Source organism: Veillonella parvula, from assembly GCF_002005185.1.
In the GTDB taxonomy this organism is placed as follows: domain Bacteria; phylum Bacillota; class Negativicutes; order Veillonellales; family Veillonellaceae; genus Veillonella; species Veillonella parvula_M.
On the sequence record NZ_CP019721.1, the window covers coordinates 1,514,227 to 1,531,777 of the forward strand.

Annotated in this window: 12 protein-coding genes and 1 pseudogene; all 13 read left to right on the top strand. The window is 34.6% G+C overall.

The window, feature by feature from the left end; genetic code table 11:
• Positions 1-6: 6 nt before the first annotated feature.
• The 13 genes and pseudogenes from B1A77_RS06975 to ade all read left to right on the top strand — a co-directional run bounded on the left by B1A77_RS06975 (position 7) and on the right by ade (position 17,439).
• On the top strand, positions 7-879 hold the full coding sequence (locus B1A77_RS06975) for an ABC transporter permease (protein WP_004697183.1): 873 nt from the start codon (positions 7-9) through the stop codon (positions 877-879).
• Positions 880-889: 10 nt separating this feature from the next.
• Positions 890-1,687, top strand: a complete 798-nt coding sequence (locus tag B1A77_RS06980; protein WP_077708353.1) for an ABC transporter ATP-binding protein — start codon at positions 890-892, stop codon at positions 1,685-1,687.
• A 170-nt stretch (positions 1,688-1,857) separates the two neighbouring features.
• On the top strand, positions 1,858-2,124 hold the full coding sequence (gene rpsO, locus B1A77_RS06985; RefSeq protein WP_004692991.1) for a 30S ribosomal protein S15: 267 nt from the start codon (positions 1,858-1,860) through the stop codon (positions 2,122-2,124).
• A gap of 111 nt (positions 2,125-2,235) precedes the next feature.
• The gene (locus tag B1A77_RS06990) at positions 2,236-4,305 is read left to right on the top strand and encodes a polyribonucleotide nucleotidyltransferase (protein ID WP_077708354.1); all 2,070 of its coding nucleotides are present in this window, start codon (positions 2,236-2,238) and stop codon (positions 4,303-4,305) included.
• A 10-nt stretch (positions 4,306-4,315) separates the two neighbouring features.
• Entirely contained in the window at positions 4,316-4,765 is a 450-nt protein-coding gene (gene dut / locus B1A77_RS06995) for a dUTP diphosphatase (protein WP_077708355.1), read from the top strand.
• Between the two features lie 75 nt (positions 4,766-4,840).
• The gene (locus B1A77_RS07000; RefSeq protein ID WP_077708356.1) at positions 4,841-5,626 is read left to right on the top strand and encodes a hypothetical protein; all 786 of its coding nucleotides are present in this window, start codon (positions 4,841-4,843) and stop codon (positions 5,624-5,626) included.
• Between the two features lie 292 nt (positions 5,627-5,918).
• Positions 5,919-6,014, top strand: a pseudogene (locus tag B1A77_RS07005) (IS200/IS605 family transposase); the annotation flags it as partial.
• A gap of 1,516 nt (positions 6,015-7,530) precedes the next feature.
• Positions 7,531-10,062: a DEAD/DEAH box helicase gene (locus B1A77_RS07015; protein ID WP_077708357.1), complete on the top strand. Its 2,532-nt coding sequence runs from the start codon at positions 7,531-7,533 to the stop codon at positions 10,060-10,062.
• A gap of 672 nt (positions 10,063-10,734) precedes the next feature.
• A complete protein-coding gene (locus B1A77_RS07020) occupies positions 10,735-12,360 on the top strand; it encodes a class I SAM-dependent methyltransferase (RefSeq protein WP_077708358.1) in 1,626 nt (541 codons plus the stop codon).
• An 8-nt stretch (positions 12,361-12,368) separates the two neighbouring features.
• Positions 12,369-12,902, top strand: a complete 534-nt coding sequence (locus B1A77_RS07025; protein WP_077708359.1) for an NUDIX hydrolase — start codon at positions 12,369-12,371, stop codon at positions 12,900-12,902.
• A gap of 130 nt (positions 12,903-13,032) precedes the next feature.
• On the top strand, positions 13,033-14,205 hold the full coding sequence (locus tag B1A77_RS07030) for a phosphopentomutase (RefSeq protein ID WP_077708360.1): 1,173 nt from the start codon (positions 13,033-13,035) through the stop codon (positions 14,203-14,205).
• 233 nt (positions 14,206-14,438) lie between these two features.
• Entirely contained in the window at positions 14,439-15,752 is a 1,314-nt protein-coding gene (locus B1A77_RS07035; RefSeq protein WP_077708361.1) for an NCS2 family permease, read from the top strand.
• A 13-nt stretch (positions 15,753-15,765) separates the two neighbouring features.
• On the top strand, positions 15,766-17,439 hold the full coding sequence (gene ade / locus B1A77_RS07040; protein ID WP_077708362.1) for an adenine deaminase: 1,674 nt from the start codon (positions 15,766-15,768) through the stop codon (positions 17,437-17,439).
• Positions 17,440-17,551: the final 112 nt, after the last annotated feature.

Here is a 17,551-nt window from a genome sequence, read left to right on the forward strand (position 1 = left end):
ATTTTAATGTTAGATTTAGTGGTAGGCACCATAACCACAGGCCTTTTATGGTCTTTGTTAGCGGTCGGTGTATTCATCACCTTCCGTGTATTAGATGTGGCTGACTTAACCGTGGAAGGTACGTTCCCAATGGGGGCGGCCATTTCCGCTATTTTAATTACAAGTGGTATGAATCCAATCCTTTCCATTTTACTTGCCGGTGTGGGTGGTATGATAGCAGGTGCCGTAACAGGTTGGATTCATACAAAATTGAAAATTCCTGCATTATTGGCTGGTATTTTGACAATGATTGCATTGTACTCTGTAAACCTTCACATCATGGGCAAAGCTAATGTATCTTTGCTTCGAATGGATACAATTTATACGATTCTTGGTGGATTTTTCCATACGCCGAATATGTGGTCTGCAGCCATCGTAGGTATTATCGTTGCTGTAGTTGTATGTTTGCTTTTATTTTGGTTCTTCGGTACCGAAATTGGTACAGCCTTACGTGCTACAGGTGTTAACCCTCAAATGATTCGCGCTCAAGGCGTAAATACTGATAATATGATCGTTCTTGGCCTTTTGATTTCCAATGGCTTTGTTGGTATGTCTGGGGCTCTTATCGGTCAATTCCAAGGCTTTGCTGATGTAGGTATGGGTATTGGTACCATCGTTATTGGTTTGGCTTCTGTAATCATTGGTGAAGTAGTATTTGGTACGAAATCCTTCGTACGCAGTCTCATCGCTGTAGTACTTGGTTCTATAGTATATCGTATCGTTATTGCTGCCGTTCTCTACATGGGTATGCCACCAAATGATTTGAAATTATTCACTGCAATTCTTGTTGCCATCGCGCTTTCCCTACCTACATTGAAAGCAAAATGGTTGGCTCGTTAAGGAGGACACTATGTTAGAAGTAAAAAATATGGTAAAAACCTTCTTTAAGGGCACAATTAATGAAAAGACTGCATTACAAGGCATCAACCTTCGTCTAGAAGAGGGTGATTTTTGTACTGTAATTGGTGGTAATGGTGCTGGTAAAAGTACTTTGCTAAACTCCATCGCTGGTGTATTTCCAGTAGATGAAGGATCCATTACAATTAATGAGATTGATGTGACAAAAATGCCAGAATACAAACGTGCTAAATACATTGGTCGTGTATTCCAAGACCCTATGGTTGGTACTGCTGGTAATATGCAAATCGAGGAAAACTTGATTCTTGCTATGCGCCGTGGTAAAAGCTTAGGTCTTAAATGGGCTTTTAAAGATAGTGAACAAGCATTTTTCAAGGAACGCCTTGCATTATTAGGTTTAGGCCTTGAAGAACGTTTATCTGCTCGTATGGGCCTACTATCTGGTGGTCAACGCCAATCTATAACATTGTTGATGGCCACAATGCTTCGTCCAGAGCTTTTGCTATTGGATGAGCACACTGCGGCACTTGACCCTAAAACTGCAGAAAATGTGTTGCAACTAACAGAGAAACTCGTTGCAGAACATAATCTAACAACTCTTATGATTACCCATAATATGCGTGATGCATTGCGCTTTGGTAATCGCCTTATCATGATGGATGCTGGTCGTATCATTTATGATGTTAAAGGGGAAGAAAAGAAACAATTAACAGTTGCTGATTTACTTCAAAAGTTCGAAGTGGCTGGGGAAAATGCATTGAGCGACCGTATGGTGCTAGGTGCAAAATAATAGAAGAGGGCGTAGACCCTCTTTTGTGTATTTATTGTATTTTTGCTTTACAACATAGGGCAGATACTGTATACTAAATTAGGTCGTAAGACATATCGTAAGCGAAGTATTCGATTCTCCAACGGTTACTTAAGCTTATCGGGATTATAATTTTTTAGGAGGTAACATTAATGTTAACTACAGAAGCTAAATTAGCAGTAATTAAAGAATACGCTACTCATGAAGGTGACACTGGTTCCCCAGAAGTACAAGTTGCGATTTTGACAAGTCGCATTCAATACTTAACAGAACACTTGAAAGAGCACAAAAAAGACCATCATTCTCGTCGTGGTTTGTTGAAATTGGTTGGTCAACGCCGTAACATGCTTGACTACCTTCGTCGTAAAGATATCGAACGTTATCGTTCTCTTATCGAACGACTTGGTCTTCGTAAATAATAAAATTAGCCGTCCTTTAGGACGGCTTTTTTATTTTGAATTGGCTATTTAGCTTTAATTGATATATAATTAGAAGGTATACATATAAGAAGATTTTTAGGAGGAATAGGAATGGAACAATTCCAAATGGACCTAGCTGGTCGTACGCTTACGATTGAGACTGGGGAACTTGCAAAACAAGCTGGCGGTGCTGTAATGGTTGGCTATGGTGATACTCGTGTACTCGTTACTGCTACAGGCTCTAAAGAGGCGAAGGACATCGATTTCTTCCCACTTACAGTAGACTATGAAGAAAAAATGTATGCGGTTGGTCGTTTACCAGGGGGCTTCATTAAACGTGAAGCGCGTCCACCTGAGTCTGCGATCTTGAATAGCCGTTTGATTGACCGTCCTATTCGTCCATTATTTGATAAAGGTGTACGCAACGAAGTACACGTAGTAGCAACAGTTATGTCTGTAGACCAAGATTGTGATCCAGCCATTTGTGGTATGATTGGCGCTTCCGCCGCATTGTCTATTTCTGATGTTCCTTGGAATGGTCCTATTGCAGGCGTTCGTATGGGACGTATCAATGGTGAATTTGTTGTAAATCCAACGAAAGTACAATTAGAAGAAACAGATCTTAATATCGTTGTGGCTGGTACTAAAGATGCTATCCTCATGGTTGAAGGTGGCGCTGAAGAAGTACCGGAAGATATCATTCTTGAAGTTATCATGGCAGCTCACGAAGAAATCAAAAAAATCGTAGCTTTCCAAGAAGATATGGCTGCAAAAGTAGGTAAGGAAAAACGCGTATTTGAATGTAAAGATGTTCCTGTTGAAATCAGTGATGCAGTTCGTGCCTATGGTCATGATAAACTTGATGCTGCAGTTCGTTGTGCAGATAAACAACAACGCGATGCACAAGAAAGCGAAGTACGTTCAGATGTATTAGCTCACTTTGAAGAAATCTACCCAGATAACTTGGCTGATGTAAATAAAGCATTTGATGCAATGACAAAAGAAATCGTGCGTCATATGATTACTGTTGAAAAAATCCGTCCAGATGGTCGTCAACTTGATGAAGTTCGTCCAATCTCTTGCCGTACAGGCGTATTACCTCGTACACATGGCTCTGGCTTGTTTACACGTGGCCAAACTCAAGTGTTGAATGTCACAACAGTAGCGCCTTTATCCGAAAAACAAACCATCGATGGTCTTGGTGTTGAAACTGAAAAACGTTATATCCATCATTATAATTTCCCATCTTTCTCCGTTGGCGAAACTCGCTCTTCTCGCGGTCCTGGTCGTCGTGAAATCGGTCATGGTGCATTGGCTGAACGCGCGTTGGTGCCTGTGATTCCGAGCGAGGCAGACTTCCCATATGCGTTGCGTTTAGTATCTGAAGTATTGGAATCGAATGGTTCTAGCTCCATGGCTTCCGTATGTGGTTCTACATTGTCTTTGATGGATGCTGGTGTACCTATTAAAGCTCCTGTAGCAGGTATTGCTATGGGTCTTGTAACTCAAGGGGAACATTATACAATTTTAACTGACATTCAAGGCATGGAAGATGCTCTTGGAGATATGGACTTTAAAGTTGCTGGTACAGCTAAAGGCGTAACAGCAATTCAAATGGATATCAAGATTTCCGGATTATCCCGTGAAATCCTTCAAGAAGCATTAGAACAAGCTCACAAAGGGCGCATGCATATCATGGGTATCATGCTTGATACAATTGCTGAACCACGTCAAGAAATGTCTCAATACGCTCCACGTATTATTACAATGAAAATCGATCCTGATAAGATCCGTGACGTGATCGGTTCTGGCGGTAAAGTAATCCGCAGTATCATCGAAGAAACAGGCGCTAAAATTGACATCGAAGATGATGGTACAGTATTTATCGCTTCTGTAGAACAAGAAGGGGCTGTAAAAGCTCAAGAAATCATCACTAACCTTACTAAAGAGGTTGAAGTAGGTGAAGTATACCTTGGTAAAGTAACTCGTTTAATGGCCTTTGGCGCATTCGTAGAGGTATTACCAGGTAAAGAAGGTCTTGTACATATTTCCAAACTTGCAAAAGAACGCGTTGAAAATGTAGAAGACGTAGTAAGTGTAGGGGATGAAATCATGGTAAAAGTTATCGAGATCGATAAACAAGGCCGTGTAAATTTGTCCCGTAAAGATTGTTTAAAATAAGAGGTGTTACATGGATATTCGTGGCTTTGAAGTAGTTTCTGCTTTTGAAGAACAAGATATCAACTTACCAACACGTAAAACAACTGAAAGCGCAGGTTATGATATTGAATGCGCTGAAGCTATTACATTGGAACCTGGTGAAATAAAACTTGTACCTACAGGTCTTAAAGCTTTCATGGCATACGATGAATATCTTGCTATTCACATTCGTTCTAGCATGGCTATTAAACGACATCTGGCACTTGTGAATAGTACAGGTATCATTGATAGTGATTACTACAACAATGAGGATAATGAAGGTCATATTATGATTGCCCTTCTTAACTTTGGCAAAGAAACAGTTACCCTTGATAAAGGCGAACGCGTTGCTCAAGGTATATTCTCTAAATACCTTATTACAAACGATGATGATGCTACAGGTGTAAGAACTGGTGGCATTGGAAGTACCGGGACTATGTAAACAACATATGATTCTGTATAGAATGGTAAAAACCGCTCAACTTTGTTGGGCGGTTTTATAGAAAAGGGAATATATATGTCTAAATTTATATATAATAGCAATTTTTTAGAAGAACAAATAGAAGCTATTGATGTACCTAAAAATGCATTTGCTTATTTGAATTGGTTCTTTGAAGAACAAAAAAATCCAAATAATGAACCAAATGTTAATAAATATATAGATAGTCTACAATTTTTTATTATGGGAAATTCTTATATATCGATAAGCTTTAAAAATCTTTATCAATTATATACTGAAGGGAATAAGTGTAATATTGCAGATAATTTAATTTTTCCAATCTTATTCAATTTGATGCATGGATTAGAATGTTGGTTAAAATCAGGTATATTATCTATTTCAAATTTATATAATTTTGAAAAAAAAATAAAAAAAATACATGAGTTAGGGATTTTATATGATGAGTTTAAAAGTAATGTTACTAATACTAAGTTAGGATCTATCGTTAATAAAAATATGGATTTTAATTTTATTGAAGATTTTATTAGTGACTTACGTTTAAATAATGTTAGGTTTGATTTCGCACGTTATTCTTCATTTGAAAGTGATGGCGTAAGCCAAAGTCAATTTTATTGTGGTTGTCATAATGTATGCATAGATATGTCGATGTTGCTTAAATTTTTTTTTTACTTAATAAAGGATTTTAGAACATTAATATCATATATTTTAATTTGTTGTGAGTATAATGAGATTCCTGAAGAATCTCATTATACTAGTTTTATAGCTACTGGTTCAAATTTTGATTTTGATAAAATTACTGATATTGATATTTTTATTTATCAACATATTCTTGGCACAATATAGTTAAAATAATTATAAGAAGTAATAGAAATTTATTTAAGTGTCGTATTTTTTTGTCAATTTTTGCAAAAACGAAAAAGCTACTTTATTCACTACATATTATGATGTAACAAGCATTTGTAATAGAACTATATTAGTTATAAACGACTCTAAATAAAATGGTAAAAACTACTCAACTAAGGTTTGATCTGCACCCAAAAAAATTGGAGAAAATTTTTGAGGTGCAGTTTTTATTATTATCTTTAGACTGGTTCGCGACGTAGTCGCGAATCATAAAACCAACCGCTATGCGGGTGTGGCAACAAAGACACAGAGTCTTGCGCAGACAAAATGGTTATGCAAATACAACATAGTATTTACGCCTAAATTTAGACATAAAGTTATATATAATTAAAACAGAAATAATTTACGTGAAATAGTAAGATATTTACATGCATATAAGAGCAGACAATATTAATACAATTGGACTAAATTAGTACTAATAAGAATTGTTAAATTGCAACATGAAATTGGACAATATTTAGATTCCCTATTTATTAACTTCCTCTATAAAGATTTTATGTGGTGTTTTGTAATGTGATATCTTACGTGGTAAGTTATTATATCAGTGAAGTTTTCGGCGTAGTGTATGTTCTGAGATACTTTCTATTCGGTTTCCTTTTGGAATAAAGCGACGAAGTAAACCGTTATGTCTTTCATTAGAACCTCGTTACCAAGCTTAATAGACCTTACAAAATAGATAGATAGTATCTCGTCTTCAAAATTAGATATATTCGCAAATTCTAAATTATTATTAGTGGTTATTGTCTTAAATAACAATCCTACCCCCCATTTTTTCTAAATGTACTTAACCATGTTTCTAATGTTTTTTTATATCATAAGGACGTGCAGAAGGACAGCGTAAAGCTATATATAATTTACTTTTTCATCTTATTAAAGAAATTAATACATCATTTGTTTTATCTTTTGCTCCATAAACAGTGTCTATTTCCCCATGATCATACTTTTTTTGAGTTTTAATTATAGCATCAGGAAGTTCTATTGGTTTTCTTAGTTTATATTTATTCGAAACAAACTTTTTTATTGAACGACGTATTACTAAAGGTAGATTAATAGCTTTTACCCCAAGTAGTTTTTGATAAAGATACTTATATAAAGATTTAGTACAAAGCAATTCATTACGTGTAAATACACAATGATGTTTAGCATATCTGACAGCAACATTAAAAGACCAATGTTCTTTAAATACTTAAAGTATGAAGGACTTTATGGAACCTAACTTTATTGTATTAAATGAGCCAAGACGTTGTTGTTTATACTTTAATTGCCATGAACCTTCTAAAGATACAAAATGAGAATTACTTTGTCGAATTTGGACCACCGAATCATATTTTAGTTTTACATAAAAGCGTTTTTTCAGGATTAAGTGTTTGTGCGTAATGTCGTGTTATGATTATTGTTGATCATAGTGATTACCTCGGTTATATTTTGATTAGACACCTAAATCATAACACGAGGTTCAATATGGATTTTTAAGTTGTTCAATTTTACTCTATAATTAAGATTTTAATAAAAAATTTAAAATCAATAAAAGTTATATACGAATTTAGGTGTAAGAAGTAATGCAGGTCTTCTTTGAGAGGAAGGTTAAGGTTTAACGAATATACGGTTAATTTATTAATTATTATTTCCTATAGATGTTATTTTAGTAGTATAAGTCTTATTACGGAAGTGAATAGGAATAGTCAGATTTATAGTTTTCTATAACTTTATATAATAAAGTATTATGGTATTATTTAAGTAAAATACTAATTTGAATTATTATTATTATGTATTATAGTTAAGATATCTATTTATTATAAAGTCATGTATAAATAAGTTAATTCTTAAAAAGGGGAGATATAATCATGGTTGATTTTAAGAAAAGATTAATTTCAAAAAATAATATAAAGCCATCTAATCCAATAGAGTTATATAAAACTTTAGACCGGAAAAGTATTGTAGGACCTTTACGCCCTTCACAAGAATATACTCTAACTGAATGGTATAATAATCGAAGGCTAGAAAAAGATCTTATAATTAAACTTCATACAGGAGAAGGAAAAACATTAATTGGATTATTAATGCTTCAATCAACACTAAATATGGAAGAAGGGCCATGTATTTATGTTTGTCCTAGTAAATATTTAGCTTATCAAGTTTGTGAAGAGGCTAAAAAGTTTGGCATTCCTTATTGTGTTGTTGATAAAGATAATACAATTCCTAATGAATTTTATTTAGGAGAAAAAATATTAATAACATATGCACATAAGATATTTAATGGACGATCTATTTTTGGGGTTGAAAATAATTCTATACAAGTGGGTACAATTATATTAGATGATTCTCATACTTGTATAGATATAATAAAAGATTCATTTACCATATCTGTAAAAAAAGATCAAAATGAAATTCTATATCATAATATATTGACATTATTCTCAGATGATTTGAGAGAACAAAGATTAGGAAGTTTTCTTGATATTGAGTCTGGTTCTTCTGAGACATATATGTTGGTTCCTTATTGGGCATGGATAAATAAAAGAGAAGAGTTAGCCTCTCTTTTACTTAAAGATACAAAGTCTGATGAAGTAAAATTTGTTTGGCCATTGATGAAAGATAGATTATTAGAATATTCATGCTTTATTTCAGGAAGTAAAGTCGAAATTGCACCATATAGTATAACAGTTGAAGCTTTTGGTGTGTTTTCAAAAGCACAAAAAAGAATATTGATGTCTGCTACAACTCAAGAAGATATTTTCTTTATAAAAGGTCTAGGATTTTCAAGCGATTCAGTTATTAATCCTATTATTTATCCAAAACTGAAATGGTCAGGCGAAAAAATGATTTTAATTCCATCATCTATTGATGAGAGGTGTGATAGAGAGTTAGTTGCTACTGAATTTGTTAAAACTAAAAAAAGTAGTGAATTTGGTATAGTTGCCATTGTTCCTAATACAAAACAAGCAATGTATTATGAGTCGTTAGGTGGAATTTTTCCTAAAACTAATGATGAATTACGAAATGCTATTAATGATTTAAGATCAGGAAAATACTCTAAACTGATAGTAATAAATAATAGATATGATGGGATTGATTTACCTGATGAAAGTTGTAGAATTTTAATATTAGACTCATTGCCGTTTTATAATAAATATTCTGAAAGATATGCACAAGAGTGTTGTCCTAAGAGTGAAATACTAAATAAAAAAATAGCGCAAAAAATTGAACAAGGTTTAGGTAGGGCTATACGTGGTGAAAAAGATTATTGTGTAATTTTAATAATTGGAAATGATATAGAAAAGTTTATGAGAAGTGTTACAACAAGACAATATTTTTCTGCTCAAACTCAAAAACAAATAAATATAGGGTTTGATGTTGCAAAAATGGCAAAGGAAGATATAAAAGAAGATGATATTTCCATGCAACAAGTATATTTGTTGATACAGCAAATTCTTAATCGCGATGAAGGTTGGAAAGATTATTATAACAGCGAAATGAATGATCTAACTATTAATAAAATTACGAATACACTTTATGATAGATATACTAAAGAAAGTAAATTAGAAGATTTATTTAAACAGGGAGAATATGAAGAGGCTGCTAAGCATACTCAAAAATTTATAGATGAATTTATTGAAGATGAAGATGAAAAGGGGTGGTATTTAGAACAAATGGCCAGATATGTATATATGTATTCAGAATCAGAATCGGAAGACTTACAAAAAATTGCTTTTAAGAAAAACAATAGCTTATTAAAGCCTCGAAGGGGCGTAACATATGCTAAAATCAAAAACTTAAATGAGGATAGAACTCAGAGAATAAAAAAGTATTTAAAAAATTTTGACGATTATTCAGAGCTTTCTCTTGAAGTAAATTTTATACTTAATAGTCTTACATTTGGTGTATCTGCAGAAAAGTTTGAGAGTTCACTAATGAGTTTGGGTGAATTATTAGGGTTTGTTAGTCAACGTCCTGATAAAGCGATTAGAAAAGGACCAGATAATTTATGGGGAATTACTGATAAAAAATATATATTTTTTGAGTGTAAAAGCGAGGTTGATGTAAAAAGGAAAGAAATTAGTAAGACTGAAGTTGGTCAATTTAATAATCATTGTGGTTGGTTTAAGTCTGAATATGGTGAATTTGTAAATGTTCTACGTATAATGGTTATACCTACGAATAAGTTGGCGTATAGTGCAAATTTTACTGATGATGTTTATGTACTTAAAGAAAGTGGTCTGAGAAAACTAAAAGATAATGTTAAAAAATTTGTTAATGAATTAATAAAATATGATTTAAATACTTTATCTGATGAGAAATTACAATCATTTTTAGATCATTGTCATTTAAATTATGATGATTTTGAAAATATATATACTGAAAAAACTAAAAAATAAGTAATTAAAATCATTAAATAATATAATTATATTTAAGGATTTAAATCTTATTACTTTTGTACTGGAACTTTAATTCATATAGTGAATCGAATGCTAAATAATAATTTAATGTGACAAAATTTTACTATAATATATATATATATATATTCATTTTCTATTTAAATTTTGTAACTAGTATATGTAGATACGTATTGAGAACATATATATTAGTACTTCTCTGTGGTATCATATTACGTATAAACAACTATGATTTTTATTAATTAACTAAGAGCTATAACAATCAAGTGAGATGAAGTTTTACGTATGATAATCAAATACACTTATGATATAGCTGATGTAAATGGTAATGAAGAATAGTAGAAGATTGTTTATCATCTTTTGGCAACGGCTATTGTAGTTGTTACTAAAGATAATAAGATAGTTTTTTTAGATTTATAGAATGTATATATTTTAACCGAAGTATTTGATAATCTTGGTAGTATTTATGCTTATGTTGATAGGGATAAAATCTATCCTACAAAAATTAATTTACAGGGAATGAATATGGCTTCTTATTTCTTAGGGTCTACTTTTAATTATGAAATAATTATGGTAAATCTTGTTGAAAATGATAGTATTTTACATAATACTATATAATAATTATTATAGTTAGTAGAAAATTCGGGAGGCTTTATGAAACAGGAGTCTAAACATAAAAAGAACGTAGGTACATCAGTTATGGGTAATGATATTGAGACTACACAAAATACTATGCATGTATTGGATGAGAACAAGATACTTAAAAAGAGTTATGAAGATGTAGTATATATCTCTCAACCTTTTGGGGCGACCTCGTTGAACACTTTAGCAGCACGAGCTTTGTTATTTGGATTAAACCCAGTGCCTTTAAAAAAGGCTCGTGTCCTTGAGCTCGGATGTTCTTTTGGTGGAAACATTATTTCTCAAGCTTTATATTACCCTGAAGCGTCCTTTACGGGCATCGATCTATCGTCTTCGCAGATTGAGATGGGGAATGAATTGATTGCGTCGATGGGACTTACCAATATACATTTAATAGAGAAGGATATTCTAGATATTGATGAATCATTCGGCACTTTTGACTATATTATCGTACATGGGATTTGGTCTTGGGTTCCGGATGTGGTAAAAGATAAAATTCTATCTATCTGTAATAAGAATTTATCCGACAACGGTATAGCTTATGTATCGTATAATACCTATCCTGGATGGAAACGATTAGAGCAGTATCGAGAAATCATGCAATATGCAGAGCAAAAAGAGTTGGAGCTACCATTAATGGAACGGACTTTATATACGAAGAATATATTGAAGCTCGTAGCGGATACGATGGGGATGGATAATCGGATAAGTCAAAAAGCGAGCTATAAAATTGATAACATCCAAAATGTGTTAAGCTCTAACGATTATTATGTGGCTCATGAATATTTAGAGCCTTTTAATGATCCTGTATATATACATGAATTTATAAAACGTGCCAATGATCAAGGTTGTGTATATATTGGGGATGTATTTCTTTCACGATCTTTTATAAGTTGGCTACCAGAGGATATTCACGATAATATAGCTCAATTGGCAAATGATGATTATATTGCAAAAGAGCAATATTATGATTACATTTATGATACGCAGTTTAGAATGTCCCTATTAACGAAAGAGAAACATAGTAAAAAGATTGTTCGCAATGAACGAGTTAGTATAGATGTATTATCAAAATTATATTATTGCAGCGTTGTTAATACAGGTATTCCTTCCAATATGACGGATAGTATCCATATTGCTATTAAAGAGGTTATGGATCGGGGTGATATATTTACTGTTCAGGATATAGTAGATCATATACATAGAAAGCTACCTGGTTATACTATAGAAATGGACAGAGTTTATTCTCGTTTACTATATTTAATCATTGTAGATAATCTTGATATGTATGCCGAACCATATGAAAGAGTTGCTTTTGAAGATAATAAGGTGTATATACCTCAACGTTTTATAGATTTTATTTCTACTATAGTAGAAAAGGAAGGCAGCTCCTATATTGGTATAGGCGACATGTACAATAAAGTACAACAAGATATAGATAATGGATTTCTTTTTGTAATAAAGCAAATGGTGGAGCCTACAACAAGAGAAAAGATTCTTGCTATTATGGATGACAATATTACAGTTCAGCGTCATACGCGGGATAATATTGATTTTATTGTTCCTAATAAAGTGTACTTAGAGGAAATTTTACAACGTATAAGAAGGCTCGGGTTTTTACATAAAATTGAAGATTAGAGGTATATATGGCAATTAGTAAGGAAATACAGAAGTCTAGTGAAGTGAAATTTGATGGTAAATTGATTCAAGTTACCTATGATATTGCCGATGTAAATGGTAAAGATGCCTGGCGTGAAGTGGTGCATCATCCTGGAGCTACAGCAATTGTGGCGGTAACAGAGGATAATAAGATCGTTATGGAACGTCAATTTAGATATGCTTTGCAGCAGCCATTACTTGAGGTACCTGCAGGAAAACTAGATCCAAATGAAGAACCCATTGTTTGTGCTAAACGGGAGCTTGCTGAGGAAACAGGCTATCGTGCAGCTCAATGGATCTCACTAGGGACTATTGCTACGAGTCCTGGTTTCTGTAATGAAGTATTACATTTATATCTTGCTAAGGAGCTTACCATGGGGGAAACTAATTGGGATTCTGATGAATATGTAGAGTTAGAATACTATACTTTACCGGAACTATTGGAGGCTATCAAGAATGAGACTATAAAGGATAGCAAATCTTTGGCGGCCCTTATGCTTGCTATGCCATATCTTAAGTAAGTTTTAGAAATTTTATCTCTCAATATATTATGCATTTTATTAATTCATATTGATGATTTTAACTGTAATATGTTACAAAGTATTTTTACATTATATGAGTAACTAATCTCATATAGATTTAGGAGTACATATGTATAATCGAATTATTCTACTAGTAATGGATAGTGTCGGTATAGGGCATGCAGCCGATGCGATTAAATTCGGCGATGAAGGTTCGAATACATTAGGACATATCGAAGCTGTAGCAGGACCTATTCGCTGTCCAAATTTAAAATCCATAGGTTTAGCTAATATTGCCGATATTTCAGCGTTTGATGAGCCTGTTATTGGTGCTTATGGTCGTATGGCTGAAACGAGTTCCGGCAAAGATACGACAAGTGGTCATTGGGAGATGATGGGGCATCCTGTAACGGTACCATTTCCGACATTTTATGAAGGATTTCCGAAGGAACTGATGGATACTTTCACAAAAGAAACGGGATATGGATTTCTTGGTAATGAGGTAGCCTCTGGAACAGAAATTATTGAACGCCTCGGAGAAGAACATATAAGAACAGGTAAGCCAATCGTTTATACATCGGCGGATTCTGTCTTTCAAATTGCTGCTCATGAGGATATCATTCCTTTAGAAGAGTTGTATCGCATGTGTCAAATTACACGCGATAAGGTATGTGTCGGTGATTATTATGTGGGGCGCATCATAGCTCGGCCTTTTGTTGGTACACCAGGGCATTTTGTACGTACTTCAAATCGTCATGACTATAGTCGCATGCCTGAAAAGAAAATGGTGCAACAAGAGTTACAAGACGCAAACATTTCGACAGTGGCAGTTGGCAAAATCGGCGATATTTATGCTCATGTTGGCTGGGATGCATCATATCCGACAAAGTCTAACGCGCATGGTATGAACGTAGTTCCTTATCTATTGGGGCAAAGCTTTGCACGGGGGTTCATGATGGTCAACCTTGTTGAATTTGATAGTCTGTACGGTCATCGGCGTAATGTAGAAGGGTATAAGCGTGCTATTGAAGACTTTGATTACCAATTAGGTGGTTTGTTGGACTTGCTTAAAGATGACGATTTACTTCTCATCACCGCAGATCATGGGAATGATCCGACTTGGAAAGGTACAGATCATACGAGAGAAATGGTGCCTTTGCTAGCTTATAGTCCAAGTATGAGTCATTCAGTAGCTTTGGGTGATAGACATAGTTTTGCAGATATAGGGGAAACCATATTGCAAAACTTTGGATTGAAACAATGGGGGATTGGGACTTCATTTTTAGATTCTCTGAAGGGATAGATCTAGATTTTATATTTATGTAGAGTTGAATAGCTTTACATTATTGATTTTATAAATAATTACATATACGAAATACCGCAGTATATATTTACTTTAATTGAGTTAAATACATACTGCGGTATTTTTTTATAGAGTAGATTTTAATAAAAAACAGGAAATTCTTACTTATATGTGGAAATATATAAGTATAAAAGAATACACCCATAATCGTAAGTACGAGAGGAGGAATCATTATGAGAGAACAAGTACAAGGTAGTGTATGGGACAAAGTATTCAAGATTTCAGAACGGGGCTCATCCGTATCGAGAGAGTTATTTGCGGGGGCCACTACATTTCTTTGCGTTTCTTATGTATTAGCTGTAAATCCTGCTATTCTTGGCGCTGCCGGTATGGATGTAGGCGCCGTATTCACGGCAACGGCTGTTAGTGCTATTATTATGACATTATTGCTAGCTTTATATAGCAATATGCCATTCGCCGGCTTATCTGGTATGGGTATCAATGCATTTTTTGCTTACACTATTGTGGTCCAAATGGGACATAGCTTTGCCTTTGCGTTAACGGCTCAATTAATCGCAGGTTTAGCATTTTTACTAATCGCAGTTACACCGTTAAAAGAATATCTGTTTAATGCCATACCGCATACGATTAAATTGGCTGTAACAGCGGGCATCGGCTTGTTTATCGCTCTCATTGGTCTTAGTAGTGCAGGACTTATCGTCAGCAATCCTGCTACTATTGTGAGCATTGGGGACTTACAGGCGCCATCTAGCTTGATATCCATTTTGGGAATCATATTAATCGCCGTTTTTACGGGGCGCAATGTAAAAGGAGGAATATTTCTAGCCGTTATCATTGCTGCGGTTGTTGGGTTCTTCTGTGGGATTACAAAGTTGCCGTCGACGATATTTTCTATGCCACCATCGTTGGCACCGATTTGGTTTCATTATGATATGAGCGAACTTTTATCTGTAGATATGGTTTTTGTGGTCTTTACGTTCTTGTTCGTTAATTTATTTAATGTAGTGGGCGTATTGATTGGTCTTACAAATCAAGCTGAAGTGCCTCAAGATAAACAGTTGGGCGCACAAAGCTCTTGTATGAAAGTATCTGCATTAGGTACTATCATTGGTAGTGCACTAGGTACATCTCCTCATATCGTAGCGGTTGAATCGGCAGCGGGTATCGCAGAGGGCGGACGTACAGGCTTGACCGCTTTAACTATTGCAGGACTCTTTATAGCATCCTTATTTTTAGCGCCGTTACTCATGGTTATTCCTGTAGCGGCTACTGCTCCGGTACTTATCGTAGTAGGTCTATTTATGATGGCCTCTGTTAAAGATATAGACTTCGGTGATATTTCTGAAGGATTACCAGCATTCTTAACTATAATCATGATGCCTTTTGCTTATTCCATAGGTGTAGGTATTGAATGGGGTCTCATTAGTTATGTATTAATTAAGGTTTTGACTGGGAAATATCGAGATGTTTCTGGTGTCATGTATTTCTTGGCGCTCATTTTTATTTTGAAAGAAATCTTTATGTAAGGAGGATCCTTATATGATACAATTTAATGCAAAAATTTCTCGACAGGCACAGGGGCTGGACAAGGCTCCTGTTGTATTGAAAGGGGCATCTGTTTTAAATGTATTCACCGATGAATGGGTGAAAGCAGATATTGCCGTTCATGATGATACGATTATAGGTGTTGGTACTTATAGTGGTGAAACAGAATATGATTATAGTGGTAAATATGTCGTACCTGGCTTTATCGATAGTCATCTACATTTAGAGTCTACATTAGTAAATCCTAAGGAATTAGTCTTTGAAGCATCTCAAGTAGGGACTTTAGGTTTTATAGTAGATCCTCATGAAGCAGGCAATGTTGCAGGTATTGCAGGTATTGAGTACATGATCAATGAAACTGCATCGGCTCAAGGTGATGTGTATGTTATGGCTCCATCCTGTGTGCCCGCTGTACCAGGTGAAGATAATGGCGCTATTCTAGATGGAGATATGTTACATAAGCTACAAGCTAATCCACGTATTTTAGGATTAGGTGAAGTCATGGACTGTTATAGTGTTATCAATAGTGATCCTTACATGATGAAAAAGTTAGATTACTTTAAAGATACAATTATGGATGGTCATATTATTGGACTTTCATTAGAGCAACTAGCAAGCTATCGTTTGGCAGGCATTACTACAAATCATGAATGTATTTCCTACGAAGAAGCAAAAGAGCAAGTTAAAAATGGCATCTATGTATGGATTCGTGAGGGCAGTGCGGCTCATAATCTAGACTCCATTGTGAAAGGGCTTGTAGAAGAACAAGGGAATACGGAACGTTATGGTTTCTGTACAGATGATAAACATATTGAGGATATTCGTTCAGAAGGCCATATCAGCTATAATATTCGTCGTTCTATTGAACTGGGACTGACACCAATCCAAGCTTATAAAATGGCCTCCACTCATCCGGCATCATGCTACGGTTTGAAACATTTAGGCGCTATTGCACCCGGCTATAGTGCTAATCTTGTAATTCTTAATGATGAACAACGCGTAGATATTCACGAGGTGTTTTATAAAGGAAAAATGATTGAACGTGTTCTCGTAAGAGAAGAGAAGGTTGTACCAGCTGAATTACTGCATACGATTAATATAGGTACTTTCACAAAGAATAAATTAGATGTTTTTGTTGAAGGTCCGCAAGCGATTATTAATATCGTACCTGGGCAAATAGTTACACAAAAAACTGTTGAAGAGGTTCCTGTTGAAAATGGACTGTTCAAGCCTAATGCTGAGTACAATAAAATTACTTGTATCGAGCGGTATAAAGCATCTGGTAGAAATGGTATTGGTATTTTGAAAGGCTTCAATTTAAAAAATGGTGCTATTGCGTCATCCTTTGCACATGATTCACATAATCTGATTGTTGTTGGCGACAACGATGCAGATATGATGGTTGCTATTGAGCGTATTCGCGAAATTGGCGGCGGATATGTCATTGCTAGTAAAGGCAAAGTAGTAGAGGAACTAGCTCTTGAAGTAATGGGCTTAATCACAAATCGACCTCACGAAGAAGTAGATGCAAAAGTAGCTAAGATGAAAGATATTGCTTACGGTATGGGCGTGCCGAAAGGCCTAGATCCTTTTATTAATTTGAGTTTCCTTGCATTAACTGTAATTCCAGAAATTAGAATCACTACTACAGGTGTGATGGAGTTCTAGTGTTAAGTTTAATGAAAAGCTAATATAAAAAGGGGCTGTAACAGAATGTGGTTTTACCACATTCTAGTTGCAGTCCCTTTTGCTTTTATCCTTGAAACAGGATGAGTTTATT

Bases quoted from the DNA above. Each gene is read 5' to 3' on its own strand.
- B1A77_RS06975 (WP_004697183.1), top strand. From the start codon at position 7: ATGTTAGATTTAGTGGTAGGCACCATAACCACAGGCCTTTTATGGTCT.
- B1A77_RS06980 (WP_077708353.1), top strand. From the start codon at position 890: ATGTTAGAAGTAAAAAATATGGTAAAAACCTTCTTTAAGGGCACAATT.
- rpsO (WP_004692991.1), top strand. From the start codon at position 1,858: ATGTTAACTACAGAAGCTAAATTAGCAGTAATTAAAGAATACGCTACT.
- B1A77_RS06990 (WP_077708354.1), top strand. From the start codon at position 2,236: ATGGAACAATTCCAAATGGACCTAGCTGGTCGTACGCTTACGATTGAG.
- dut (WP_077708355.1), top strand. From the start codon at position 4,316: ATGGATATTCGTGGCTTTGAAGTAGTTTCTGCTTTTGAAGAACAAGAT.
- B1A77_RS07000 (WP_077708356.1), top strand. From the start codon at position 4,841: ATGTCTAAATTTATATATAATAGCAATTTTTTAGAAGAACAAATAGAA.
- B1A77_RS07015 (WP_077708357.1), top strand. From the start codon at position 7,531: ATGGTTGATTTTAAGAAAAGATTAATTTCAAAAAATAATATAAAGCCA.
- B1A77_RS07020 (WP_077708358.1), top strand. From the start codon at position 10,735: ATGAAACAGGAGTCTAAACATAAAAAGAACGTAGGTACATCAGTTATG.
- B1A77_RS07025 (WP_077708359.1), top strand. From the start codon at position 12,369: ATGGCAATTAGTAAGGAAATACAGAAGTCTAGTGAAGTGAAATTTGAT.
- B1A77_RS07030 (WP_077708360.1), top strand. From the start codon at position 13,033: ATGTATAATCGAATTATTCTACTAGTAATGGATAGTGTCGGTATAGGG.
- B1A77_RS07035 (WP_077708361.1), top strand. From the start codon at position 14,439: ATGAGAGAACAAGTACAAGGTAGTGTATGGGACAAAGTATTCAAGATT.
- ade (WP_077708362.1), top strand. From the start codon at position 15,766: ATGATACAATTTAATGCAAAAATTTCTCGACAGGCACAGGGGCTGGAC.